Origin of the sequence: Bacteroides sp. M10 (assembly GCF_014334015.1) — a bacterium.
GTDB classification, from domain to species: Bacteria; Bacteroidota; Bacteroidia; order Bacteroidales; family Bacteroidaceae; genus Bacteroides; species Bacteroides intestinigallinarum.
Genome location: NZ_CP060488.1, coordinates 3,546,010 through 3,571,209 on the forward strand (window position 1 = coordinate 3,546,010; position 25,200 = coordinate 3,571,209).

The following is a 25,200-nucleotide window of genomic DNA, read 5'->3' on the forward strand; positions in this document are numbered from 1 at the left end:
GTAAATCAGAACTTATGAATATTTATATTTCTCTAATTATCACCATGGTCTTCTCCGCCTTCTTTTCAGGAATGGAGATCGCCTTTGTGTCGGTAGACAAACTGCGTTTTGAGATGGAACGCAAGGGGGGAATTACGTCCCGCATCCTTTCCATCTTCTTCAAGAACCCGAATGAATTTATCTCTACCATGTTGGTGGGGAATAACATTGCCCTGGTCATCTATGGTATCCTGATGGCACAGATTATCGGCGACAATCTGTTGGCAGGATTCATTGACAATCATTTTCTGATGGTATTGGCGCAGACCGTTATTTCTACCCTTATTATTCTGGTGACCGGAGAGTTTCTGCCGAAAACAATCTTCAAAATCAATCCCAATCTGGTCTTGAATGTTTTTGCCATTCCACTGATTATTTGTTATGTCATTCTATATCCTATATCCAAACTGGCTTCCGGTTTGTCTTGTTTGTTCCTCCGTGTCTTTGGAATGAAGATCAACAAGGATGCATCCGACAGAGCGTTTGGAAAAGTCGACCTGGACTACTTCGTGCAAAGCAGTATTGATAATGCCGAGAATGAGGAGGAACTGGATACGGAAGTGAAAATCTTCCAGAACGCTTTGGATTTCTCGAACATAAAAATCCGCGACTGTATCGTTCCGCGTACTGAAGTGGTGGCTGTCGATCTGACAACTTCACTGGACGAGTTGAAAAGCCGCTTCATCGAATCCGGAATCTCCAAGATCATTGTGTACGATGGAAATATCGACAACGTAGTGGGTTATATCCATTCGTCGGAAATGTTTCGCGCTCCGAAAAACTGGCATGAGAATGTGAAGCAAGTGCCGATTGTGCCCGAAACCATGTCCGCCAATAAACTGATGAAACTCTTTATGCAGCAGAAGAAAACGATTGCTGTAGTGGTGGATGAATTTGGCGGTACGTCCGGCATTGTATCTCTGGAAGATCTGGTAGAAGAAATCTTTGGAGATATAGAAGATGAGCACGATAATACTTCCTATATCAGCAAGCAGATTGATGAACGCGAGTATGTGTTGTCCGCCCGCTTGGAGATAGAAAAAGTCAATGAGACGTTCGGACTTGATTTGCCCGAGTCGGACGATTATCTGACGGTAGGAGGGTTGATTCTGAACCAATATCAGAGTTTTCCGAAGCTGCATGAAGTGGTGCGGGTAGGACGTTATCAATTCAAGATAATTAAGGTCACAGCGACAAAAATAGAACTCGTGCGATTAAAAGTCTTGGAATAATGACGATAATCAAGAAATTTTTAGCCAATAAATAGATGCATATTAGCATTTTTTGTATCTTCGTGCGCTAAAACGACAAAAGAAAGAAATAATAATAAACATAAATCGTATTAATCAAAATGGCAACGTTACAAAACATTAGGTCGAAAGGACCTCTATTGGTGATTGTTATCGGCTTGGCGCTGTTTGCTTTCATTGCGGGTGACGCATGGAAAGTGATGCAGCCGCATCAGGCACATGACGTAGGTGAGGTGAACGGAGACGCTCTTTCCGCTCAAGAGTATCAGAATTTGGTAGAAGAATATACCGAAGTGGTGAAACTCATGCGTGGAGTGAACGCCTTGAATGACGAACAAACCAATCAGGTGCGCGATGAAGTATGGCGTTCCTACGTAAACAATAAACTGATTGAAAAAGAAGCAAAAGCACTGGGACTGACTGTTTCTGCTGCTGAAATTCAGGACATCCTGAAAGCTGGTGTTCATCCTTTGTTGAGACAAACTCCTTTCCAGAATCCGCAAACAGGTGCTTTTGACAAGGATATGTTGAACAAATTTCTCGTGGAATATGCCAAAATGAGCGAATCACAAATGCCGGCACAGTATGCTGAACAATACAACAACATGTATAAATACTGGACATTCATTCAGAAAACTTTGATTGAAAGCCGTCTGGCAGAGAAATACCAGGCATTGGTGTCTAAAGCTCTTCTTTCTAATCCGGTGGAAGCACAGGATGCTTTCGACGCAAGAGTAAACCAGTACAATGTGTTGATGGCTGGTATTCCTTACTCTTCTGTGGTAGATTCTACAATTGTAGTGAAAGAATCGGAACTGAAAGATTTGTATAACAAGAAGAAAGAACAATTCAAGCAATATCAGGAAACTCGTGACGTCAAATATATTGATGTACAGGTGACTGCAAGTGCTGAAGATAGAGCAGCTATCCAGAAAGAAGTAGACGAAGCTACTGCACAGTTGGCTACTACTACGGATGATTATACTTCTTTTATCCGTTCGGTTGGCTCGGAAGCTCCTTATGTAGACTTGTTCTATAACAAGACAGCTTTCCCGTCAGACGTAGTTGCACGTTTGGACTCTGCTTCTGTTGGTACTGTTTATGGTCCTTACTATAACGGAGCCGACAATACAATCAACTCTTTCAAAGTAGTTGCTAAAGCTGCTGCTGCCGACTCTGTGGAATTCCGTCAGATCCAGGTATACGCAGAAGATGCAGTGAAGACAAAGACATTGGCTGACAGTATTTACAACGCTATCAAAGGCGGTGCTAAATTTGCAGATCTTGCAAAGAAATACGGCCAGACTGGTGATGCTAACTGGCTGACTTCTGCACAGTACGAAGGTGCACAGATAGATGGTGACAACCTGAAATTCATCTCTGCTATCAACAATACAGGTGTGAACGAACTGGTGAACTTGCCGATGGGACAAGCAAATGTAATCCTTCAGGTGACTAACAAGAAATCTGTGAAAGATAAATATAAAGTAGCTGTTATCAAGCGTGAAGTAGAGTTCAGCAAAGAAACTTACAACCGTGCTTATAATGATTTCAGTCAGTTTATCGCAGCTAACCCTAGTGTAGAAAAAATGGTAGCTAACGCTGAAGAAGCTGGTTACAGATTGCTCGACAGAATGGACTTGAGCAGCTCTGAACATAACATCGGTGGCGTGAGAGGTACAAAAGAGGCTTTGAGATGGACATTTGATAAAGCGAAACCGGGTGATGTTTCCGGCTTGTACGAATGTGGCGAAAGCGATCACCTGATGGTGGTAGGTCTGGTAAGCATTAAACCGGAAGGATACCGTCCGTTGAAAGCAGTACAGGATCAGTTGAGAGCTGAAATCGTGAAAGACAAGAAAGCTGAAAAGATCATGGCTGACATGAAAGCTGCCAATGCAACTTCATTCAACCAATACAAAGATATGGCTAATGCAGTCAGCGACTCTTTGAAGATGGTTACTTTTGCAGCTCCTGCTTATATATCGGCATTGCGTAGCAGCGAACCGTTGGTAGGTGCTTATGCTTCTGTTGCTGCAGAAAATCAGTTGAGTGCTCCTATTAAAGGTAATGCCGGAGTATTTGTATTGCAAGTATACGGTAAAGACAAGTTGAACGAAACATTCGACGCGAAAGCTGAAGAAGCTACGCTGACTAATATGCACGCACGTTTTGCCAGCCGTCTGATGAATGACTTGTATCTGAAAGCAAACGTAAAAGATACCCGCTTCCTGTTCTTCTAAAGAAGTAATAGGAAATAGATATTCAGGCACGGATTACACGGATTTACGCGGTTTAAACTTATGAGAGAACCGCGAAATCCGTGTAATCCGTGCCTTTTTTATTGTATTTTTTCGTTTATGATCTTTGTAATCAGATTGAATTTTCATATCTTGCCAGTCTTTATCAATAGGCTTTGCGAAATACTTCATTAACTAATACGAATCTATATTATGACTAAACAACTAGCCCAGTATTCAGTTCCCGCTGAAAATTCACGTGTTATTCGCGTATTCCTTTCGTCAACGTTCAGAGACATGGAGATGGAACGTTCTGCATTAGTCAAACTCTTTAAGGGTTTGCAAGTGAAAGCTGCCAGCCGTGGTGCTACCATTTCATTGGTCGACCTGCGTTGGGGAATCACAGAAGAAGATGCGAAAAGCGGCAAGGTTGTTGAAATATGCCTGAAAGAAATAGTTAACTCCCGGCCTTTCTTCATTGGTATGGTAGGCGACCGCTATGGATGGTGTCCCAATTATGAGGACTTGTCTCAAACCTTCAATGACAGTTTGGAATATCGTTGGATAGAAGATGACTTGAATCACCATTTGAGTGTGACGGAAATTGAAATGCAGTTTGGTGTACTGCGCAATCCTAATCCGTTACATGCCTATTTTTATATAAAACAGTCGGCTGATAATGATCTGTCTTGCCCTAAAGAGGAGTCTCTTAAACTGAAACGTCTTAAAGAAAGTATTTTGCAGCAGGATCGTTATCCTGTGCAAGAGTATGATTCGCCCGAGCAGCTATGTAAATTTGTAGAATTTGCTTTCACAGAATTGCTCGAACAAGAGTTTCCGGATGTATTGACCGTTGAAGATAATCAAGCATTGCAAGAACAACTGACACGCAATGAACTCTTATTCAATTATCACTCAATACCAGAAGCAGATCAGGTGTTTGCTGATTTTTTGGCGGCGGATGAGCAGCGGTGTTTGGTGGTAACGGGCGATTGTGGTCTTGGCAAGAGCGCTTTATTGGCTCATTGGAGCGATTTGGTGAACAATGATATGCCGATGATTCCCGTCTATCACCGCTTGGATAGTACTACATTGTCTTCTTATCCGGAAACGTTGGCGAGAATGTTAGCTTCAAAATGCCAGAACGCACTCAAGCATCAATCTTTAGGTGAAGAAAATTTGTTTGCGGCTGAAGTTTCAAAAGAACTGGACTCGACCCAAAGCACTGCCAAATCCATCATGGACATCGTGAAAAATTCGGTTTTGATGGGGGATGCTGGCTTAAACACTTTTTCTGGGAACACACTTCGAAACCTCAAGGAGATTGAAGAGGATTTGAATTCTATCCAAAAGTTCAGTCAGTTGTGGAGTGCGCTGCGTGCATCAAGATATCCTATCATTCTATTGATTGATGACATCAGTTATCTGAATCCGACTGAAGCATCCCTGTTTTCTTTATTTGCATCTATTCCCCCGAACGTAAAAGTCGTGTTGAGCTTTTCTGCGTCATCCACTGCCTACCTGCCCTTTGTTCAGAATGGCTACGTTCATTTCCGGTTGAATGGTTTTTCACAAGCGGATGCCAAGTTGTTCTCAAAGCAATATTTGTCTACTTACTCCAAGGCCTTGTCCGCACAGCAGGAAGATATTCTTGCTTCGTGGGTGCTGGCCAAACAACCGCGCTGCCTGAGTGTATTGCTCAACGAGTTGGTTTCGTTCGGTCAGTATGATGCTCTCAATGAATATATGAGTGGATATTGTCGGCTCAATGAGATTGAGCTATTCTACGACAGTGTGCTTCGGCGTTTGTCGGCTGATTACGGTTTCGAGGAGATTGGAAGAACGCTTCTGATGCTTTCACTTACTTTAGAGGGATTTACCGAAGATGAAGTAAAGAGCATGGCAGACATTAATCAGATACTTTGGTCACAGTTGAGAGTGGAAATGAGTAGCTGGCTTACCAACAAAGGAGGGCGATATTGCATTTGTGACACACAAATGGTAGAGGCAATTGAACGCTATTTTGCTCAAGATGATGAATGTATAGAGGATAGACGGTATGAAATTATTTCCGCTCTGCTGGATGAGGAAGATATTCTTTCCCATCCGTTGACTTTTGCCGATTATAACTATCGCATGAAACAGTTTTGCTATCATGATTCGTATCGCTATAAAGTGGAGATTACCTATCAATGCTATAAGATGCAAGAATGGGATTTATTGAAGGATTGGATTTGTGATGTGGAGATTTTCGAGATTCTGTACCGCACGAATCGTTCTCTGTTGGAAGATAGCTGGAAGGCAATCATAAATGACAATCCTGGCGTTACGCCTGAAGTCTATGCCGAATTGGACTTTGATGAGATTGATTCTTTTTTAATTCCTGTCATTGCTAATGATATGGCTACTTTCTTGAGTAGTTCTTTTCACCTGACGAAGGCAGCGGCTGCTGTGAGTGAGAAGAGTATGGAAGGTGCTGCCATCCCACCAATTGCCAGGTCGGTATTGAAGATGAATGAGGGATGTCGGTATGCCCGTAATGAAGAATACGAAACGGCATGCGACTGTTTCCTGAAAGCATTGGTGATGCAGGAAAACATTATACCGACTCCGGAACTGGAGATCGCCAATACTTGTCGGAATCTAGGGCTGGCATATTACTATAATGAGCAATACAATGAAGCGGTGATTTATTTGAATAGAGCGCTTCATTATTATGCGGCTTCTGCTGACGAGAAGAGTCAGGCAGAAGTTATTGAGCTTTCTGAATTCTTGGCTTATTGCGATTATTATAGGGATGAGGAAGAAAGTGCCGCCAAGAAATTCCAAAAAGTGGCTGAAATGCACGAGTCTTTGAATGGTAGATTGTCAAGTGGAGTGGCTAAATGTTTGCGTATGCAGGGGAAATGTCTTTATTATATTAAGCGATATGATGAAGCGTGGAACTTGATGAATGAGGCGTTAGGTATTGCTATACAGATAGATAATAGAAAACAAATCGTGGCTTGTCACAAACAGTTGTATTATCTATGCAAAGAATTCAAACGAACGATGAATGAACGTGGCGATGAGCAGGCTTCTACTTTATTCTTCCGTGAGTCTCTTCTGCATGAAATGTTTTTCAGCGAAAAGCCGCGTCTGGCGGAATTGACTGTCCGTTACGAGGCATTGAGATGTGATATTATGCGACAATATTACGAGAATAAGGAATATGGGAACGTAATTCGTATTGCAACGACTTTAGATATTCACGAGGATATTGATCCTGATGTTTCTAGTGAGGTCTGTTACTACGAAGCGCAAGCTTATGCAAAAATGGAAAACTATCCAATGGCGAAAGATGCTTTCTTCAGAGAGTTTGAACTGCGAAAGAAGTACTTGGGATGGGAGGACGATCATACGATTCTGGCTTGTCAAAATCTAGGGGTTTTACATAGCTTTTGTAATGAACGGGAAGATGCGTTGGCCTGTTTTCGTGAGGCATACGATCACGAAGTGAAAAAGAATGGTAGTGACTCGGAAATGGCGAAAAAGCTGCTTCAATATATAGATGTAGTTCGTTCATAACTTGGGTATACTTTCCTTTTTTGTTAACTTTTGCATTCTCGCTGTACGGAAATCGACTTAATTTCCTTACATTTGCAAATATAATCGATCAACAGAAAGAAGAATGTCTAAATATCCCCTTTTAGGAATGACCCTTGTGGAGCTTCAATCATTGGCAAAAAGACTGGGTATGCCCAACTTTGCTGCCAAACAGATTGCATCCTGGCTTTACGAAAAGAAAGTAGCCTCGATTGATGAAATGACTAATCTGTCATTGAAACACCGGGAGTTGCTCAAGCAGAACTATGAGGTGGGAGCAGTTGCTCCGGTAGATGAAATGCGCTCTGTAGATGGCACGGTGAAGTATCTTTATAAAGTGGGTGAGAATCATTTTGTAGAGTCGGTTTATATTCCGGATGACGACCGGGCAACGTTGTGCGTGTCTTCACAAGTAGGTTGCAAGATGAACTGTAAGTTCTGCATGACGGGTAAACAAGGCTATACCGCCAACCTGACCGCCAGTCAGATCATCAACCAGATTCATTCGCTGCCGGAACGCGACAAACTGACCAATGTCGTGATGATGGGAATGGGTGAACCGCTTGATAATTTGGATGAGGTGCTGAAAGCATTGGAACTACTGACCGCTAACTACGGCTATGCCTGGAGCCCGAAGCGTATCACGCTCTCTACAGTCGGACTACGGAAAGGATTGCAGCGTTTTATCGAAGAAAATGATTGCCATCTCGCCATCAGTCTTCACTCTCCGTTGACAGCTCAACGCTCCGAATTGATGCCGGCAGAAAGAGCATATTCGATCACCGAGATGGTGGAACTGTTAAAAAACTATGATTTTAGCAAACAACGTCGACTTTCATTTGAATATATTGTTTTTAAAGGGCTTAATGATTCGCAGGTCTATGCCAAAGAGTTACTGAAGCTTCTTCGCGGACTGGATTGCAGAGTGAATCTGATTCGTTTTCATGCCATACCGGGGGTAGACCTCGAAGGAGCGGATATGGATACGATGACCCGTTTTCGTGATTATCTGACGTCACACGGGCTTTTCACCACCATCCGTTCTTCAAGAGGAGAAGATATTTTTGCAGCTTGTGGTATGTTGTCGACAGCGAAACAGGAAGAAAAGATTGAGAGTTAATATATAAAACCGAACATCATGAAAAAGTACTTTTTTTATTTAAGCATCGCTTTGGTAGCCTTTGTCGTTGCTTCTTGTGGTCTGAAAGGAAATCACACCTCTAGTGGTCGTGCTTACGAACTTTTAGTTGTAGTAGATCACGGTGTTTGGGATCGTGCTGCCGGAAGGGCCTTGCATGATGCGCTTGATTCTGATCTGCCTGGTTTGCCGCAGTCGGAACCTTCTTTCCGGATTATGTATACTTCACCGAAGGACTATGATTCTACGTTGAAACTGATACGTAACATTATTATTGTAGATATACAGGATATATATACGAAAGCATCTTTCAAATATGCGAAAGACGTATATGCCAATCCGCAAATGATATTGACTATCCAGGCTCCGAACGAAGAAGAGTTTGAAAAGTTTGTGGAAGAGAATAGAAAGACGATTGTCGACTTCTTTACCCGTGCGGAAATGAACCGTCAGATTACGTTATTGGAAGAAAAACACAGTAACTTTATCTCCAACAAAGTGGATAGTCTGTTCGGCTGCAACATCTGGTTGCCTTCCGAACTGACCAATTCTAAAACCGGTGAGGACTTTTTCTGGGCTTCTACCAACACAGGTACTGCCGACCGTAATTTTGTGATGTACTCTTATCCTTATACTGACAAAGATACATTTACGAAAGAATATTTTGTACACAAACGTGACTCTGTGATGCAGGCCAATATCCCCGGATTCAAAGAAGGTGTTTATATGTCGACTGACAGCTTGCTGACTGACGTTCGTCCCATCAATGTACAGAACAGCTACACGATGGAAGCACGCGGCTTGTGGCGTATGAAGGGCGATTTTATGGGTGGCCCATACGTTTCCCACACTCGTCTGGACGAGAAAAACCAACGAATTATTACAGCAGAAATATTTGTTTATTCACCTGATAAAATGAAACGCAACCTGGTACGCCAGATGGAAGCATCTCTTTATACACTGAAACTTCCGAATGAGGTTCAGCAGAATCAGATTCCATTGGGAGGTGTATCCAAGGCGGCAGCGGAACAAACTAAAAAATAAAAACATGGAAGATAACAAGATAAGAATAGGTATCACCCAGGGAGATATTAACGGGGTGGGCTATGAGGTGATTCTGAAGACATTTTCTGACCCTACAATGTTGGAACTATGTACTCCGGTCATTTACGGTTCACCGAAAGTAGCGGCTTATCATCGTAAAGCGTTGGACATACAGACGAATTTCAGTATCGTCAACTCTGCTACCGAAGCTGGATACAATCGCTTGAGTGTGGTGAACTGTACGGATGATGAGGTGAAAGTGGAATTTTCCAAACCCGATCCCGAAGCGGGTAAAGCTGCGCTGGGAGCCTTGGAACGTGCCATTGAAGAATATCGCGAAGGCTTGATCGACGTCATCGTGACAGCTCCGATCAACAAACATACGATTCAGTCGGAAGAGTTCTCATTCCCCGGACATACGGAATATATCGAAGAACGTCTGGGTAACGGCAATAAATCATTAATGATTTTGATGAAGAATGACTTCCGGGTAGCTTTGGTTACGACGCATATCCCTGTCAGAGAGATTGCCACTACGATTACCAAAGAACTGATTCAGGAGAAGCTGATGATATTCCATCGTTGTCTGAAACAAGATTTCGGCATCGGTGCTCCGCGTATTGCGGTACTCTCTCTCAACCCTCACGCCGGAGACGGTGGTTTGTTGGGAATGGAAGAACAGGAAGTGATTATTCCTGCCATGAAAGAAATGGAAGAGAAAGGAATCCTTAGCTACGGTCCTTATGCGGCCGATGGCTTTATGGGTTCAGGCAATTATACTCATTTTGACGGTATCCTGGCAATGTATCACGATCAGGGGCTGGCTCCGTTCAAAGCATTGGCTATGGAAGACGGAGTGAACTATACGGCGGGTCTGCCGGTGGTACGTACTTCTCCGGCTCATGGCACTGCTTATGATATTGCAGGCAAGGGAGTGGCTTGTGAAGATTCTTTCCGTCAGGCAATTTATGTTGCCATCGACGTGTTCCGTAATCGTCAGCGGGAAAGAGTGGCCCGTGCCAATCCGTTGCGTAAACAGTATTACGAGAAACGTGATGATAGTGATAAACTGAAACTGGATACAGTAGACGAAGATTAAAAACAAGTAATGACAAAAGCAGAGATACAACAAGTGAAACAACGTTTCGGTATTATAGGTAATACCGAAGCATTGTCGCGCGCCATAGATGTTGCCATTCAGGTAGCTCCTACCGATTTGTCTGTGCTGATTACCGGAGAAAGTGGAGTCGGAAAAGAAAGTTTTCCGCAGATTATTCATCAATATAGCCGGAGGAAGCACGGACAGTATATTGCTGTCAACTGTGGTGCTATTCCGGAGGGTACGATTGATTCCGAACTGTTCGGGCATGAGAAGGGTGCGTTTACCGGTGCGATTGGCGAACGGAAAGGGTACTTTGGCGAAGCCGACGGTGGTACTATTTTCCTTGATGAAGTAGGGGAGTTGCCGATGCCTACCCAGGCACGTTTGCTCCGTGTGTTGGAGAGTGGTGAGTTTATAAAAGTAGGTTCGTCCAAAGTGCAAAAGACGGATGTTCGTATTGTGGCAGCTACCAATGTCAATCTCACACAAGCAATTGCCGAAGGACGTTTCCGTGAAGATTTATATTACCGGTTGAATACGGTACCTATCCAGATTCCTCCTTTGCGTGAACGTGGAGATGATGTGCTCCTGCTGTTCCGTAAGTTTTCCGCAGACTTTGCAGAGAAATACCGGATGCCCGCTATTCAGCTGACGGAGGATGCCAAGAAAGAATTGTTGGCTTATCCCTGGCCCGGTAACGTGCGTCAGTTGAAGAACATCACCGAGCAAATATCCATCATTGAAACAAACAGGGAGATCACTGCCGCCATCTTGCAGAATTATCTTCCCGCACAAAATATGCAACGTCTTCCCGCGCTGATGGGAACACGCGAAAGTAAAAGCTTTGAAAGTGAACGGGAGATTCTTTATTCCGTTCTGTTCGACATGCGCCAGGAGGTAGCGGAGTTGAAGAAGATGGTACACAACCTGATGGCTGAACGTGCCGGACAGGTGGGGCAGGTAGGACAAGTGGGAGCGGTGGTTACTACTCCGGTAGTGACAACACACCAGCCTTCGGTACCTGCAATCATTCATACCATGCAGCCTGCCGTTTGCAAGGATGATGACGACATACAAGACACGGAAGAATATGTAGAAGAACCTCCTTTGTCACTGGACGAAGTGGAAAAAGAAATGATACGCAAAGCACTTGAAAGGCATCATGGAAAGCGGAAAAGTGCAGCTAAGGACTTGAATATTTCCGAGCGTACACTTTATAGAAAAATAAAAGAATATGAATTGGATTAAGAAAATAATACGCCCTTTGGTACTGTTCGTTTTACCGTTGGTAGTCATTGCGTGCACTGTCTCCTATAAGTTTAACGGATCGTCTATCAATTATGATAAGGTAAAGACTATTTCGATAGCCGACTTCCCGATCAAGTCGGAGTATGTGTATGCTCCGTTGGCGACTAAGTTTAATGAAGACCTGAAAGATATCTTCATCCGGCAAACCCGTCTGCAACTGCTCAAGCCGAGTCAGAATGCTGACTTGCAGATTGACGGAGAAATCACAGGGTATAATCAGTATAACCAGGCAGTATCTGCCGACGGTTACTCTTCGGAAACAAAGTTGACTATCACCGTCAATGTACGCTTTGTCAATAATACTAATCATTCCGAAGACTTTGAACAACAGTTTTCTGCTTTCCGTACCTACGACTCTACCCAGTTGCTGACTGCCGTACAGGACGGATTGATTGCTGAAATGTCTAAAGAGATCACCGACCAAATTTTTAATGCAACTGTAGCAAACTGGTAATATAAATGACTTCTGTTAACTTTCAACAATGGATACAGCATCCCGAGATGCTGAATAGGGATACTTTGTACGAACTGCGCAATCTTCTTGCGAGGTATCCGTATTTTCAGTCGCTCCGTCTGCTGTATTTGAAAAACCTGTATGTTCTCCATGATATTAGTTTCGGTGGGGAGCTGCGAAAAGCGGTTCTTTACATTGCAGACAGACGGCAGTTGTTCCAGTTGATTGAAGGTGACCGCTATGATGTGCAGGCGCGGAAAAAAGGAGTACCCCTCACGGAGGTACTGAAAGACGAGCCGTCTGTAGATCGCACATTGGCATTGATTGACGCTTTCTTGTCCACAGTACCCGAAGAAGTAGCGGCCCAGACCGGCTTCGACTATTCGATGGATTATACTTCCTATCTTTTGGAGGAGACTCCGGCTACGGAACAGCCTTCAGAAGAAACGCCCAAACTCAAAGGCTACGAACTGATTGACGATTTTATAGAAAAGAGTGAGAGTGACTCCCCCCTCTGCATGAAGTCTTTAAGAGAAGAAGCGGTATTTTCCGCAGATGCTTCGGACGAGGTATGCGAAGAAGAAACGACGGAGGAAGAAGAGGAAGACGACAGCTGTTTCACAGAAACTTTAGCAAAAATCTATGTTAAACAGCAACGATATTCAAAAGCTCTTGAAATAATTAAAAAATTAAGCTTGAAATATCCAAAAAAAAATGCTTACTTTGCAGACCAAATCAGATTTTTGGAAAAATTGATTATTAACGCTAATTCAAAATAACTAAAAATGTACTTATTATTCGTTATCTTAATGGTTATTGCAGCCTTGTTGATGTGTTTCATCGTGCTGATTCAGAACTCAAAAGGAGGCGGACTTGCTTCTGGTTTCTCTTCATCTAACGCCATCATGGGCGTACGCAAGACTACAGACTTTCTGGAAAAAGCAACATGGGGCCTGGCCATCTTTATGGTTGTAATGAGCATTGCTACTGCTTATGTAGTTCCTCGTTCTGCAGTTGTTAAAGATGCAGTGTTGGAACAGGCACAGAAAGAACAACAGACTAACCCGTATAACTTACCCGCAGGTACGGCTGCGCCGCAAACTGAAGCTCCTGCTACCAATGCACCTGCTACAGAAACTCCGGCACCGGCTGAAACTCCTGCTCCTAAAGCAGAGTAATTTGCTCCGCCGTCAGGTAAGGCTTTGGGATAAAACCATTTAAGGGAAGGTGCAGACGGATGCTGCATTTCTTTGATATTTAAGTGCGGATTACGCAGATTACACGGATTTTCAATGTTCCGAGTGGTCAGTGTAATCCGCACTTAACTTTTTCTTGTAAAAACAATCTCTTTGTGATAGAAACAAACGAGATTTAACTACCTTTGTTGGCTGTATAAGATTATTAACTACTTTTTAAATATAACAATGACAGAACATTTGAAACAGAAACTGAATGACTCCCCCGTACTCCGATGGAGTGTTCTAGCATTGGTCGCATTTACTATGCTATGCGGCTATTTCCTCACCGACGTAATGTCTCCTCTAAAACCCATGCTTGAGAAAGAACTATTATGGGATAGTCTTGATTATGGATTCTTCACAAGCGCTTACGGTTGGTTTAACGTATTCTTGTTGATGCTGATCTTCGGTGGTATCATTTTGGACAAAATGGGAGTTCGTTTCACCGGAATGGGAGCTTGCTTATTGATGGTGTTTGGTTGTGGATTGAAATACTATGCGATTTCTACTACTTTTCCGGAAGGTGCCATGCTCTTCGGATTCAAAACACAGGTGACGTTGGCTGCATTGGGATATGCTATCTTTGGTGTAGGTGTGGAGATTGCTGGTATCACTGTTTCCAAGATTATAGTGAAATGGTTCAAGGGCAAGGAAATGGCATTGGCTATGGGACTTGAAATGGCTACGGCACGTATCGGAACAACTCTGGCGATGGTATTGACAGTTCCTTTGGCAGACTTCTTCGGATATACGGACGAGGGTGGTGCATTCCATACCAATATTCCTGCTCCTATTCTGTTTTGTCTGATTATGCTGTGTGTAGGTACCATTGCTTTCTTCCTTTATACTTTCTACGATAAGAAATTGGATGCTTCTTTGGATGCAGAAGGTTTGGAACCGGAAGAACCGTTCCGTATGAAAGACATTGTGTATATCATCACAAATAAAGGATTCTGGTTGATCGCATTACTATGCGTATTGTTCTACTCGGCTGTATTCCCCTTTATCAAATATGCTGCCGACTTGATGGTGCAGAAATATAATGTAGATCCTAAACTGGCGGGAACGATTCCCGGATTGTTGCCGATTGGTGCAATTATCCTGACTCCGTTGTTCGGTTCGTTATATGACCGTATCGGCAAGGGAGCCACGTTGATGGTGATCGGATCATTGATGCTAATTTTTGTACATACCATGTTTGCCTTGCCTATACTGAATATATGGTGGTTTGCTACTATTATAATGATTATATTGGGATTTGCTTTCTCACTGGTGCCTTCGGCTATGTGGCCTTCTGTTCCGAAGATTATTCCGGAAAAACAGCTGGGTACTGCTTACGCTTTGATTTTCTGGGTACAGAACTGGGGACTGATGGGTGTTCCTTTGTTAATCGGATGGGTATTGAATACTTATTGCAAAGGTCCGGTGGTAGACGGTGCACAGACTTATGATTACACATTGCCGATGACTATTTTTGCTCTCTTTGGTGTACTTGCTCTGATTGTTGCTTTGATGTTGAAAGCAGAGAACAAGAAGAAAGGATACGGCTTGGAAGAGGCAAATATCCAGAAGTAACAGTTACAATTCGAAGTAACGTTATAAATCCGAGAGTATAAGGTTTGAAAATAAAAGAGGGTTAGTATTAATGCTCTGAAATAAAAAAAAGAATTATGGCTGCCAAAGAGAAAATCAACCTGTTAGAGGTCATTCCTTGTCGCAGTGAACATATTACAGCAGAAAGGGAAGACGATTGTGCTCTCCTTTCCCCGTTTTAAATATCCGTGGATGCAACGCTTCCTTGTACCGGCAGGAATGTCGAAAGAACTTCATGTGCGATTGGAAGAACACGGTACGGCTGTATGGGAACTGATAGATGGAAAACGTACTGTTCGTGAGATCATAGAAGGGCTCGCAGATCATTTTCAAAATGAAGCGGGATACGAGTCTCGTGTATCGGCTTATCTTTCTCAAATGCAGAAAGATGGATTTATAAAACTTTTTATTAATTGACTTAATCAGATGATAGGTGATAAATGATAGTTACTATACGGCATAATAGCTAGTTATATGATAGTGCAGCCTCCTAAGGAGGTTTATCAAATATCCCGTTTAAAGATATGAAAAAAGGCAACTGATTCGTAATGATGTAGTTGCCTTTTTAGTATTTTGAGAATATCTTTAGTTACTTATATTTCTTATTTACTGAATATCCCTTATCATTTAGGAAGCATCTCCCATCTATCATTTATCACCTATCATCTAATAAATTATCTAATTAAGGAAAATAGCCCAGAATATGACAGCAGTTGCAATGAGGACTCCCATAATAATAAGCGTCCCCCAAACGAAATAATTGCTGTCCTTTTCTTTCTTTTTCTCCGAGTCGTGGATGATACGTCCCATTTCCTCGGGAGTGGTGTTGGGCAGTGGATAAGGCTCGTTGGTGCGGTTTAAGTGCTTCAGTTTGTCGTTGGCACGTTCACGGCGTAGACGGGAAGCCTCTCGCCCTTCGCTAAGCCGACGTATCATGTCGAGCATGTGTCCTTCACCACCCATATTCTTTGCCCTTTAGAAGTTTACTATTTGCCTTCTTCTCTATCCACTTTTAACAATCCTCCCGTATTCGGATCAAAATAAACTTTGATTGTAGAATTCTTATTGAACAAGACAGGAGCCAGATATTCTATCACACCGAATTGAGTAATAGGAAGTTCACCTTCGTAAAGTTTCTTTTTACCGTCGGTCAATGTAACCATTGCTTGTCCGGGCACGTTGTAGGCGATTCCATCCAAATCTTTCTTCTTCTTACCGTCTTCCTGTGGAATCTTGACAGATTTCAGGTCTTTCAAGCTGATATAAAACGGAGTTCCTGCCAGATCGTTGTTGGCAACTACACCCAGTTTCTTGGAGAAGCGGAAAGCAACTTCGTTGTTAAATTCCTTGTCCGGAGTAAGACGGACGGTGAATGTCTTCTCTTCCTTATCACGAGTGCCGGAGAACATTTGCGTCATTGCTTCTTCCTGTGCATTCAGATTATCAAGCATAATTTTAAGCTGTGCTCCGTCTGAAGGCATATTGTCAGCTTGTCCGCGCAATAAGGCATTCTTGCTTTCGCGGATGTTATAGATCTCTTTAGCCACCAGTTCAGCCATCTTCGCGGTAGAGCTGGCCATCAGAATTTCTTCGGTCAGGAATTCGCGGGGATTCGCTATTTTTGAGAGGACAGTGGGAGCAGGAGCTGTTTTCTTGTCTGAACTGCTTTTGCTGTAAGGCACATTGATGGCTTTCACGATGCCGTCCTCTGTCAGTTCCATGAGTGGTGCTACTGTTTTATCCTTCAATTTTACGAAGTAAGTAGTTTCGCTGTTGGGTACACCTACAGATTTCACTTTCACACTAGCCAGTTCCCAATACTCTTCGGGTTCGGTGGAGACATTGGCCAATCGCAGGTAACGATCAGCGTATTTGCTGAATTCTCCTGGAGTATAGTTGACTTTGTTGGCTTTTATTTCAAGCTCTATTTGGGTTTTGGGAAGACTGTAAACTACTCCGTAATCTTTTCCCCGGGTAACTCCCGTCAGTACTTCGGTTTGTGCATAGGCGGACGTTGCCATCAGTAGTCCCGCTGCTATAATCAACTTTTTCATATTCGGTTCTTTTTAACTGGTTTTGAAAACAAAGTTAATGAAGTTATTGAAAAAACTGTAAGTTCTTAACTTTTATTCGCTTACAAGTCGCCATGCTGTCGGTAGACAGGTGATAATATCGCTTGCGATCATTCCGATCATTCCCTGCTTCTTTTGAGCAACATCGCCCGCCAATCCGTGAATGTAAGTGCCGATTTTAGCGGCTTCTTCGGTTGGATAACCTTGGGCAAGCAGTGCCAGGATTACTCCGGTCAATACGTCACCACTACCTCCGGTTGCCATTCCGGGATTTCCGGTTGGATTGAAGAAACATTTACCTTCGGGGGTGATGATGGCGGAATAGGCTCCTTTTAAAATAATGTGTACATGAGCGGCACGAGCCAACTCGCAAGCTTTCATCAGACGTTCGTAAGAATCCTGACATTTGCCGGTCAGACGTTCCAGCTCCTTCGGATGTGGGGTGAGGATGGAACCTTTCGGCAGATGTGTAAGTGCGTGGCGGTGGTTGGCTAGGATATTAAGTGCGTCGGCGTCTACTACAACAGGGGCTTGGCAGTGTTCCAGTTGTTCCAGTAGGGCAGCTTCCGTTTCTTCATTTCGTCCCAGTCCCGGGCCGATGCCGACTGCTTGATAATCATCTGTGTCGGTGGGTACGGCAAAACAGGTCTCGTTAGCGTCGGTTTCTACGATTGCTTCGGGTATGGAAGTCTGCAAGATGTCGTTGTTACACATTGGTGCATGAACGGTCAGCAGTCCTACTCCCGAACGGAGGCAGGCACGGGCAGCGAGAGCGGAAGCTCCTACCATTCCTTTTGAACCGGCTATTAATAGTGCATGACCAAAGTTTCCCTTGTGGGCAAATTGTTTACGTGGTTTGATGAGTGAACGGATATCCTCTATTTCCAACATCTCGTAGTTTGTTTCCGTCTCTTCAATGCCGTCCTCGCTCAATTGGATATCCAATAATTCCCATTCTCCTACAAATTCAGTGTTTTCAGCGAACAGAAAGGCCAGCTTCGGCAGTTGCAGACTGAAGGTAACGTCGGCACGGATAATATTGGTTTTTACGTTGAATGTGTTTTCTTCTCCCATCAGTCCGGAAGGAATGTCAATGGCTACTACCATGGCAGGGGAAGAATTGATGTATTTCACTACGGCAGCGAATCCTCCGCTCAACGGCTTGTTCAGGCCGGAACCGAATAATCCATCAATAACCAGATGATCGGGCGTCAGGACAGGAGGAACGAATTGGGTACTAATTTCGTGGAATGTCACTTCTTCCATCATTTCTACCAGTTCTTTATTAGTCTGGCAGTCGGGCGAAAGTTCTCCCTTTGGGTTGAAGAGATATACTTCGATCTTATACCCTTTTTCAGCCATCATGCGGGCTACGGCAAGAGCGTCTCCGCCATTATTTCCCGGTCCGGCAAAGATGGTGACCGGTGTTTCCATATTCCATCTGTCTGTGATGGCTTTAGTTAATGCGGTTGCTGCACGTTCCATCAGGTCGATTGATGCAATAGGTTCGTTCTCAATAGTATAAGCGTCCAATTTCTTGATACTGCTGCTTGGAAATATTTTCATTGCGATGTTCTTTTAGTTTTCGGATTACAAATGTACATGATTCTTCTGACTTTTCCGGTTTGTTGTGGGAAGAAAACTTATTAATTATAAGGAGATGAGCTGCAGGGAATAGGGAAATAAGTTGTTCTTGACCCATAGCAAAGTTCTTTTCTATGGGTTGCAAAGTTTTTGAGTATAGGAAGAAAACTATAATTGCAACCTTTGATTATATAAATGAAGCTTTCATTTATATAAACGAAAGCTTTGTTTTTATAAATGAAACTTGCATTTATAGATTTTGGTTAGTGAAAGGGAACTTTTCAACGAGTCATTAGTAAGTTTATCATTAATAGAGAGTAACTTTGTTATGAATAGATTAGGCATAATCTGTAAATGCATCGGGCATAATCTGTCCGATTAGGGGAATATCCGCTTTTGAACTATTTAAGTGTTTGATTATTTGCGGTTTCCAATAAAAATATTATCTTTGGGGTAGGTGATGTATATTGCATCATTTTCCTATGCTCACAATGAATAAGATTATAAATAATAGATTGTTTAATCTTTTAAAGTTTGCATGATGGAAAAGACAAAGATTGGCTTGAATGCCGGGAAAGTATGGCGCATCTTAAATGAAAAAGGTGAACTCTCCATGTTTGATTTGTGCCGTGAATTAAGTTTGACGTTCGAAGACGTAGCTCTTGCTATTGGTTGGCTGGCTAGAGAAAGCAAGGTCTTTTTGAGGAAGAGGGAAGGAATGCTTTTTGCCAGTGTCGAAAATGTCGAATTTACTTTTGGCTAAAGTGGTAAGTAACCTGCATGTAAGATGGATCTCCACTTTGTTATTTACACAGCTAAAAAAATAATGAAGTGGATCAGTAGGATTTTTTATGCCCATTTTTATTATTCCCCCTATATTCCCGTTTGATAAGAACTTTCTTTTTTTGAAGCATTTAATCTATTTTTCGTACCTTTGCACCCCATAAACTACTAAACACATAAATTCATGAGTGCATTGAAAGGGCATCCGAAAGGCCTTTATCTGATTTTCGCGACAAGCACGGCAGAACGTTTCAGTTACTACGGTATGCGCGCGATCTTTATTCTTTTCCTGACGCAGGCATTATTGTTTGACAAAGAAGCGGCAGCATCCATTTACGGTAGCTATACCGGGTTAGTCTATTTAACTCCTTTGATTGGCGGATACATTGCCGATAAATATTGGGGAATCCGTCGCTCTGTGTTTTGGGGAGCAATGATGATGGCAGTCGGACAATTCCTGATGTTTATGAGTGCCTCTACTTTAGATAATACGGAACTTGCTCACTGGATGATGTATGGCGGACTCGGATTCCTGATCTTGGGAAATGGTTGTTTCAAACCTACCGTTTCTTCTCTCGTAGGTCAACTCTACGAACCGGGAGACAGACGGCTGGATGCTGCATATACCATCTTCTATATGGGAGTGAATGTAGGTTCTTTTGCCGCCCCTTTGATTTGTGGTTATCTGGGCGATACCGGTGACCCGCACGATTTTAAATGGGGATTTCTTGCAGCCGGAATCATGACACTGTTCACTGTTGTACTTTTTGAAACTCAAAAGAATAAATATCTTTTCTCTCCCTCCGGAGAACCAATCGGTATTATCCCCGATGCCAAACGTGAAAAGAAAGAGGATAAAGCCGAGCATATCTCACACCCGAAAATGGATAAGCGTACCAAGTTGCGTAATACCCTTGTAATCACTATTCTTACAGTTGCTTTAATAGCCTTCTTTAATTACGCTTTTGAGGGTGACTGGGTGAGCATCGGTATTTTTACCGCCTGCATTGTTTTCCCTGTCCTCATCCTATTGGATGGTTCATTAACCAAGATCGAACGTAGTCGTATTTTCGTTATCTATATAGTAGCTTTCTTTGTCATTTTCTTCTGGGCGGCTTACGAACAGGCAGGAGCCTCTTTAACTCTCTTTGCCTCCGAACAGACTAATCGTGATATTTTAGGTTGGGAAATGCCGGCTTCGTGGTTTCAATCCTTCAATCCTCTGTTTGTTGTTGTCCTGGCATATCTAATGCCGGGTGTGTGGAGTTTCCTCAACAAACGAAAGATGGAACCTGCTTCTCCTACCAAACAAGCGATTGGCTTGCTACTTCTTTCTTTAGGTTATCTTTTCATCTGTTTCGGAGTGAAAGATGCTATCCCCGGAGTGAAGGTAAGCATGATTTGGCTGACAGGACTTTACTTTATTCATACAATGGGTGAAATAGCCTTGTCACCTATCGGACTTTCAATGGTAAATAAGTTGAGTCCGCTACGTTTCGCCTCTTTGATGATGGGAATCTGGTATCTGTCTACTGCCACAGCCAATAAATTTGCAGGCATGTTGAGCGGACTTTATCCGGAAGCCGGAAAAGTGAAATCAATCTTTGGTTATCAGATTGCTACCATGTACGATTTCTTTATGGTATTCGTTGTCATGTCCGGTGTTGCTTCATTGATTCTGTTCCTTCTCTCGAAGAAATTACAGAAGATGATGCACGGGGTAGAATAAAAAATCGTATTTTTGCAAGGTTATTTTTAAAATTACCGGTTATGGATACCATTCAGATAAAAGACAAACAGTTCACTGTTTCTATTAAGGAACAGGATATTCAGAAAGAAGTGATTCGCGTAGCGAACGAAATCAACCGCGACTTGGCAGGTAAGAATCCGCTCTTCCTTAGTGTGTTGAACGGTTCATTTATGTTTACCGCCGACTTGTTGAAGCACATCACCATCCCTTGCGAGATTTCGTTTGTGAAACTGGCTTCTTATCAGGGAGTGACTTCCTCGGGAGTGATTAAGGAAGTGATCGGACTGAATGAAGACATTGCCGGACGTACAGTAGTTATTGTAGAAGATATTGTAGATACCGGGCTAACCATGCAACGCCTGTTGGATACACTGGGTACACGCAACCCTGAAGCAATCCATATTGCTTCTCTGCTAGTGAAACCTGAAAAACTCAAGGTCAATCTGAACATCGAATACGTAGCAATGGAAATCCCGAACGACTTTATCGTAGGTTACGGACTGGATTATGATGGTTTCGGACGCAACTATCCCGATATTTATACAGTAGTAGATTAAACAGTTAATATTAAATAGGTACCAGTTTAAATGGTAAATAGTAAATCGTTAAATTGTAAATAACAAAATGTTGAACATCGTAATTTTCGGTGCTCCGGGTTCAGGAAAAGGAACACAGAGCGAACGTATTGTAGAAAAGTATGGAATCAATCACATCTCAACAGGAGATGTATTGCGTGCTGAAATCAAGAATGGCACAGAACTGGGTAAAACTGCTAAAGGTTACATCGACCAAGGTCAATTGATTCCTGATGAATTAATGATTGATATTCTGGCAAGCGTATTCGACAGCTTCAAAGATAGCAAAGGGGTAATTTTCGACGGTTTCCCAAGAACAATTGCACAAGCTGAAGCATTAAAGAAAATGTTGGCAGAAAGAGGACAGGATGTTTCTGTAATGGTTGACCTGGATGTTCCGGAAGAAGAACTGATGGTACGTCTGATTAAACGTGGTAAGGATTCCGGTCGTGCTGATGATAACGAAGAGACAATCAAAAAACGTCTGCACGTATATCATTCACAGACTGCCCCACTGATCGACTGGTACAAGAACGAAAAGAAATACCAACACATCAACGGCTTGGGTACTATGGAAGGTATCTTTGCTGAAATCTGCGAAGCAGTAGATAAATTGTAATTTAGTAATCTTACTAATTATCAATACACTATTATAAATGAATAAGTCAGTCAGTAGCCGGAGTATTCTACTTAACTACTCTAACTACTGACTACTTTAACTACTTAAAAAGAATATGGCTGAATCGAATTTTGTTGATTACGTAAAGATATACTGTCGCTCGGGTAAGGGCGGAAGAGGCTCTACGCACATGAGGCGCGAGAAATATTGTCCTAACGGAGGTCCCGATGGGGGCGATGGTGGAAGAGGAGGTCATATCATCTTGCGCGGTAACCGTAATTACTGGACATTGTTGCACTTGAAGTATGACCGTCACGCAATGGCCGGTCATGGTGAATCGGGGAGCAAAGGACGTAGTTTCGGAAAAGACGGTGCGGATAAAGTAATAGAAGTGCCCTGCGGAACGGTCGTTTATAATGCCGAGACCGGGGAATATCTTTGCGACGTAACAGAAGACGGACAGGAAGTGATCTTGCTCAAAGGCGGTCGCGGTGGTCAGGGTAACTGGCATTTCAAGACGGCAACCCGTCAGGCTCCGCGTTTTGCGCAGCCGGGAGAACCGATGCAGGAAATGACCGTTATCATGGAGCTGAAACTGCTTGCCGATGTTGGTCTGGTAGGTTTCCCGAATGCGGGTAAGTCAACTTTGCTTTCTTCTATTTCGGCTGCCAAACCGAAAATTGCAGATTACCCGTTTACTACGCTCGAACCCAATCTGGGTATCGTTTCCTATCACGGTGGAAAGTCTTTCGTGATGGCGGACATACCGGGTATTATCGAGGGAGCCAGTCAGGGTAAAGGCTTGGGACTGCGTTTCCTGCGTCATATCGAGCGCAATTCATTACTGCTGTTTATGGTTCCGGCAGACAGTGACGACATTCGTAAGGAATACGAAGTCTTGCTGAACGAACTGCGTACTTTCAATCCTGAAATGTTGGACAAGCAACGTGTGTTGGCTGTCACCAAGAGCGATATGCTCGATCAGGAATTGATGGACGAAATAGAACCTACATTGCCGGAAGGCATTCCCCACGTATTCATATCTTCTGTTTCCGGTTTGGGTATCTCGGTGTTGAAAGACATTCTTTGGGAAGAACTGAATAAGGAAAGCAATAAGATAGAGGACATCGTTCACCGTCCGAAGGACGTAACCCGTCTGCAACAGGAGCTCAAAGACATGGGCGAAGATGAAGACATTGTTTATGAATATGATGACAATGTTGATGATGATGACGATGATATCGACTATGAATACGAGGAAGAAGATTGGGAAGAAAAATGATTTCACTTACAAAAAATAATGAGTTGAAGGGATATAAGTCACTGGATGTATATCCCGAGGTAGCTCATTTCGTAACAACGCGTCACGAAGGTATAAGCACCGGAGCTTACGGCTCTTTCAACTGTTCGCCTTATACCAACGACTCATGCATGAACGTCAATCGCAATCAGAGCTGGTTGTTTCAGTGCATGAATCATCAGATAAAGGAGTTGTTTATTCCTGAACAGAGCCATGGTTGTGCCAGTCTGATTATCAATGAATCATTTTTTAAAGAGTCATTAGAAATGAGACGGCTACTTTTGCGAGGAATGGATGCCTTGATAACTAATGTGCCGGGATATTGCGTTTGCGTCACGACGGCGGATTGTGTTCCTGTATTGCTGTACGACAAAAAACAACACGTTGTGGCTGCCGTTCATGCCGGATGGAAAGGAACTGTGAAGCATATTGTCAGTCATGTGATGGATCACTTGAATCAGAAATTCGGGACGCAAGGCGAAGATGTGGTAGCTTGCATCGGGCCGAGCATTTCGCTCGAATCATTTGAAGTAGGTGATGAGGTGTATGATGCTTTTAAAGAAAGCGGTTTCGATATGTCTCTTATTTCTATGAAGAAGAAGGAGACGGGCAAATATCATATTGATTTGTGGGAAGCCAACCGGATTGAATTACTGAATGCCGGAGTGCCTGCAGAACAGATAGAAGTAGCTGGCATCTGTACCTATATTCATCATGATGAATTCTTCTCTGCACGTAGACTGGGAATAGATTCCGGTCGTATCTTGTCGGGAATAATGATTAGAAAGTAATAATTGGTGTCTGTAATTGCAGGACGCTGATGATTAGTTTATGATAAGTTATGTTTGAAATAAAAGTATCTAAAGAAATAAAAGACGCATGCCCGGTTTTCGCCGGAGCCGCCGTGTATGCTGCAGTGAAGAATACTGCTTACAGCGAAGGTCTTTGGCGCGAAATCAATGCTTTCACCGAACAACTGACTTCCACTACACAGATGGAAGACATCAAACATCAACCTGTTATCTTTGCTACCCGTGAGGCTTATAAACGTTGTGGCAAAGACCCCGGACGTTATCGTCCGTCAGCCGAAGCTTTGCGTCGCCGCCTGATGCGCGGAATCCCTTTATATCAGATTGATACGTTGGTAGACCTGATTAACCTCGTGTCTCTTCGTACGGGACATTCTATCGGTGGTTTCGATGCGGATAAAATACAAGGTATACATCTTGAACTCGGTATCGGCAAAGCTGGAGAACCGTTTGAAGGTATCGGACGCGGTGTGTTGAATATTGAAGGATTACCCGTATATCGCGATTCATTCGGAGGAATCGGAACCCCGACAAGCGATCACGAACGTACGAAGATGGATCTCGGAACTACTCATATCCTGGCGATAGTCAACGGTTATAATGGGAAAGATGGCTTGAAAGAAGCTGCTGAAATGATTCAGACTTTATTAAGAAACTATGCAGAATCGGATGGAGGCGAAATCATGTTCTTTGAATAATGAGGCTTTCTTCTCCGGC

Annotated in this window: 21 protein-coding genes and 1 pseudogene; 19 read left to right on the forward strand and 3 right to left on the reverse strand. The window is 43.1% G+C overall.

The genetic code is table 11. The features are described 5' to 3' along the window. Window positions 1-14: 14 nt before the first annotated feature. From H8796_RS12465 to H8796_RS12520, 12 genes and pseudogenes are all read left to right on the forward strand, one after another. Window positions 15-1,271 carry a hemolysin family protein gene (locus H8796_RS12465; protein WP_004304660.1) on the forward strand — a complete coding sequence of 419 codons (1,257 nt, stop codon included), beginning with the start codon at window positions 15-17 and terminating at the stop codon, window positions 1,269-1,271. Window positions 1,272-1,390: 119 nt separating this feature from the next. Beyond that, window positions 1,391-3,532, forward strand: coding sequence for a peptidylprolyl isomerase (locus H8796_RS12470; protein WP_117936548.1), 2,142 nt, complete (start codon window positions 1,391-1,393; stop codon window positions 3,530-3,532). Between the two features lie 210 nt (window positions 3,533-3,742). After that, the gene (locus H8796_RS12475) at window positions 3,743-7,096 is read left to right on the forward strand and encodes a DUF4062 domain-containing protein (protein ID WP_117971795.1); all 3,354 of its coding nucleotides are present in this window, start codon (window positions 3,743-3,745) and stop codon (window positions 7,094-7,096) included. A 103-nt stretch (window positions 7,097-7,199) separates the two neighbouring features. After that, window positions 7,200-8,234: a 23S rRNA (adenine(2503)-C(2))-methyltransferase RlmN gene (gene rlmN / locus H8796_RS12480; RefSeq protein WP_117971798.1), complete on the forward strand. Its 1,035-nt coding sequence runs from the start codon at window positions 7,200-7,202 to the stop codon at window positions 8,232-8,234. Window positions 8,235-8,252: 18 nt separating this feature from the next. Further along, a complete protein-coding gene (locus H8796_RS12485; RefSeq protein WP_117936554.1) occupies window positions 8,253-9,296 on the forward strand; it encodes a DUF4837 family protein in 1,044 nt (347 codons plus the stop codon). 4 nt (window positions 9,297-9,300) lie between these two features. Then, on the forward strand, window positions 9,301-10,395 hold the full coding sequence (gene pdxA / locus H8796_RS12490; RefSeq protein ID WP_117936556.1) for a 4-hydroxythreonine-4-phosphate dehydrogenase PdxA: 1,095 nt from the start codon (window positions 9,301-9,303) through the stop codon (window positions 10,393-10,395). 9 nt (window positions 10,396-10,404) lie between these two features. After that, the gene (locus tag H8796_RS12495; protein WP_117936558.1) at window positions 10,405-11,646 is read left to right on the forward strand and encodes a sigma-54-dependent Fis family transcriptional regulator; all 1,242 of its coding nucleotides are present in this window, start codon (window positions 10,405-10,407) and stop codon (window positions 11,644-11,646) included. Further along, window positions 11,633-12,160, forward strand: coding sequence for an LptE family protein (gene lptE, locus H8796_RS12500; protein WP_117936560.1), 528 nt, complete (start codon window positions 11,633-11,635; stop codon window positions 12,158-12,160). Before H8796_RS12495 ends, lptE begins: the two co-directional genes overlap by 14 nt. Before the next feature lie 5 nt (window positions 12,161-12,165). Continuing rightward, entirely contained in the window at window positions 12,166-12,939 is a 774-nt protein-coding gene (locus H8796_RS12505; protein ID WP_117936562.1) for a tetratricopeptide repeat protein, read from the forward strand. Window positions 12,940-12,945: 6 nt separating this feature from the next. Next, the gene (secG, locus tag H8796_RS12510; RefSeq protein WP_009000583.1) at window positions 12,946-13,338 is read left to right on the forward strand and encodes a preprotein translocase subunit SecG; all 393 of its coding nucleotides are present in this window, start codon (window positions 12,946-12,948) and stop codon (window positions 13,336-13,338) included. Between the two features lie 246 nt (window positions 13,339-13,584). Further along, window positions 13,585-14,973 (forward strand): MFS transporter, encoded by a 1,389-nt coding sequence (locus H8796_RS12515; RefSeq protein ID WP_009000584.1) that lies wholly within the window; start codon window positions 13,585-13,587, stop codon window positions 14,971-14,973. 95 nt (window positions 14,974-15,068) lie between these two features. Then, a pseudogene (locus tag H8796_RS12520) lies at window positions 15,069-15,408 on the forward strand (PqqD family protein). Between the two features lie 261 nt (window positions 15,409-15,669). On the opposite strand, the gene H8796_RS12525 reads toward H8796_RS12520, so the two are convergent. The 3 genes from H8796_RS12525 to H8796_RS12535 all read right to left on the reverse strand — a co-directional run bounded on the left by H8796_RS12525 (window position 15,670) and on the right by H8796_RS12535 (window position 18,629). Next, on the reverse strand, window positions 15,670-15,954 hold the full coding sequence (locus H8796_RS12525) for a hypothetical protein (RefSeq protein WP_032843181.1): 285 nt from the start codon (window positions 15,952-15,954) through the stop codon (window positions 15,670-15,672). A gap of 23 nt (window positions 15,955-15,977) precedes the next feature. Then, a complete protein-coding gene (locus tag H8796_RS12530) occupies window positions 15,978-17,045 on the reverse strand; it encodes a DUF4831 family protein (protein WP_117936566.1) in 1,068 nt (355 codons plus the stop codon). 72 nt (window positions 17,046-17,117) lie between these two features. Continuing rightward, entirely contained in the window at window positions 17,118-18,629 is a 1,512-nt protein-coding gene (locus tag H8796_RS12535) for an NAD(P)H-hydrate dehydratase (protein WP_117936568.1), read from the reverse strand. 556 nt (window positions 18,630-19,185) lie between these two features. Here H8796_RS12535 and H8796_RS12540 point away from each other — a divergent pair. From H8796_RS12540 to H8796_RS12570, 7 genes are all read left to right on the forward strand, one after another. Then, window positions 19,186-19,410 carry a winged helix-turn-helix domain-containing protein gene (locus H8796_RS12540; protein WP_009000589.1) on the forward strand — a complete coding sequence of 75 codons (225 nt, stop codon included), beginning with the start codon at window positions 19,186-19,188 and terminating at the stop codon, window positions 19,408-19,410. 204 nt (window positions 19,411-19,614) lie between these two features. Beyond that, entirely contained in the window at window positions 19,615-21,159 is a 1,545-nt protein-coding gene (locus H8796_RS12545; protein WP_117936570.1) for a peptide MFS transporter, read from the forward strand. A 41-nt stretch (window positions 21,160-21,200) separates the two neighbouring features. Next, complete coding sequence (hpt, locus tag H8796_RS12550; RefSeq protein WP_004304676.1) at window positions 21,201-21,737, forward strand: hypoxanthine phosphoribosyltransferase; 537 nt, start codon at window positions 21,201-21,203, stop codon at window positions 21,735-21,737. 67 nt (window positions 21,738-21,804) lie between these two features. After that, window positions 21,805-22,374 (forward strand): adenylate kinase, encoded by a 570-nt coding sequence (locus tag H8796_RS12555; protein WP_004301902.1) that lies wholly within the window; start codon window positions 21,805-21,807, stop codon window positions 22,372-22,374. A 115-nt stretch (window positions 22,375-22,489) separates the two neighbouring features. Next, window positions 22,490-23,656 carry a GTPase ObgE gene (gene obgE / locus H8796_RS12560; RefSeq protein WP_004304678.1) on the forward strand — a complete coding sequence of 389 codons (1,167 nt, stop codon included), beginning with the start codon at window positions 22,490-22,492 and terminating at the stop codon, window positions 23,654-23,656. Beyond that, window positions 23,653-24,465 (forward strand): peptidoglycan editing factor PgeF, encoded by an 813-nt coding sequence (gene pgeF, locus H8796_RS12565; protein ID WP_004301904.1) that lies wholly within the window; start codon window positions 23,653-23,655, stop codon window positions 24,463-24,465. Before obgE ends, pgeF begins: the two co-directional genes overlap by 4 nt. Window positions 24,466-24,515: 50 nt before the next feature. Continuing rightward, entirely contained in the window at window positions 24,516-25,181 is a 666-nt protein-coding gene (locus H8796_RS12570; protein WP_117936574.1) for a B3/4 domain-containing protein, read from the forward strand. The last annotated feature ends 19 nt before the right edge of the window (window positions 25,182-25,200 follow it).

What these genes read in the sequence shown, in the direction of transcription:
- H8796_RS12570 (WP_117936574.1), top strand. Translation starts at nt 24,516, where the DNA reads ATGTTTGAAATAAAAGTATCTAAAGAAATAAAAGACGCATGCCCGGTT.
- hpt (WP_004304676.1), top strand. Translation starts at nt 21,201, where the DNA reads ATGGATACCATTCAGATAAAAGACAAACAGTTCACTGTTTCTATTAAG.
- obgE (WP_004304678.1), top strand. Translation starts at nt 22,490, where the DNA reads ATGGCTGAATCGAATTTTGTTGATTACGTAAAGATATACTGTCGCTCG.
- H8796_RS12495 (WP_117936558.1), top strand. Translation starts at nt 10,405, where the DNA reads ATGACAAAAGCAGAGATACAACAAGTGAAACAACGTTTCGGTATTATA.
- H8796_RS12555 (WP_004301902.1), top strand. Translation starts at nt 21,805, where the DNA reads ATGTTGAACATCGTAATTTTCGGTGCTCCGGGTTCAGGAAAAGGAACA.
- H8796_RS12505 (WP_117936562.1), top strand. Translation starts at nt 12,166, where the DNA reads ATGACTTCTGTTAACTTTCAACAATGGATACAGCATCCCGAGATGCTG.
- H8796_RS12470 (WP_117936548.1), top strand. Translation starts at nt 1,391, where the DNA reads ATGGCAACGTTACAAAACATTAGGTCGAAAGGACCTCTATTGGTGATT.
- H8796_RS12530 (WP_117936566.1), bottom strand. Translation starts at nt 17,045, where the DNA reads ATGAAAAAGTTGATTATAGCAGCGGGACTACTGATGGCAACGTCCGCC.
- H8796_RS12515 (WP_009000584.1), top strand. Translation starts at nt 13,585, where the DNA reads ATGACAGAACATTTGAAACAGAAACTGAATGACTCCCCCGTACTCCGA.
- H8796_RS12485 (WP_117936554.1), top strand. Translation starts at nt 8,253, where the DNA reads ATGAAAAAGTACTTTTTTTATTTAAGCATCGCTTTGGTAGCCTTTGTC.
- H8796_RS12475 (WP_117971795.1), top strand. Translation starts at nt 3,743, where the DNA reads ATGACTAAACAACTAGCCCAGTATTCAGTTCCCGCTGAAAATTCACGT.
- H8796_RS12525 (WP_032843181.1), bottom strand. Translation starts at nt 15,954, where the DNA reads ATGGGTGGTGAAGGACACATGCTCGACATGATACGTCGGCTTAGCGAA.
- pdxA (WP_117936556.1), top strand. Translation starts at nt 9,301, where the DNA reads ATGGAAGATAACAAGATAAGAATAGGTATCACCCAGGGAGATATTAAC.
- H8796_RS12535 (WP_117936568.1), bottom strand. Translation starts at nt 18,629, where the DNA reads ATGAAAATATTTCCAAGCAGCAGTATCAAGAAATTGGACGCTTATACT.
- lptE (WP_117936560.1), top strand. Translation starts at nt 11,633, where the DNA reads ATGAATTGGATTAAGAAAATAATACGCCCTTTGGTACTGTTCGTTTTA.
- secG (WP_009000583.1), top strand. Translation starts at nt 12,946, where the DNA reads ATGTACTTATTATTCGTTATCTTAATGGTTATTGCAGCCTTGTTGATG.
- H8796_RS12540 (WP_009000589.1), top strand. Translation starts at nt 19,186, where the DNA reads ATGATGGAAAAGACAAAGATTGGCTTGAATGCCGGGAAAGTATGGCGC.
- H8796_RS12545 (WP_117936570.1), top strand. Translation starts at nt 19,615, where the DNA reads ATGAGTGCATTGAAAGGGCATCCGAAAGGCCTTTATCTGATTTTCGCG.
- H8796_RS12465 (WP_004304660.1), top strand. Translation starts at nt 15, where the DNA reads ATGAATATTTATATTTCTCTAATTATCACCATGGTCTTCTCCGCCTTC.
- pgeF (WP_004301904.1), top strand. Translation starts at nt 23,653, where the DNA reads ATGATTTCACTTACAAAAAATAATGAGTTGAAGGGATATAAGTCACTG.
- rlmN (WP_117971798.1), top strand. Translation starts at nt 7,200, where the DNA reads ATGTCTAAATATCCCCTTTTAGGAATGACCCTTGTGGAGCTTCAATCA.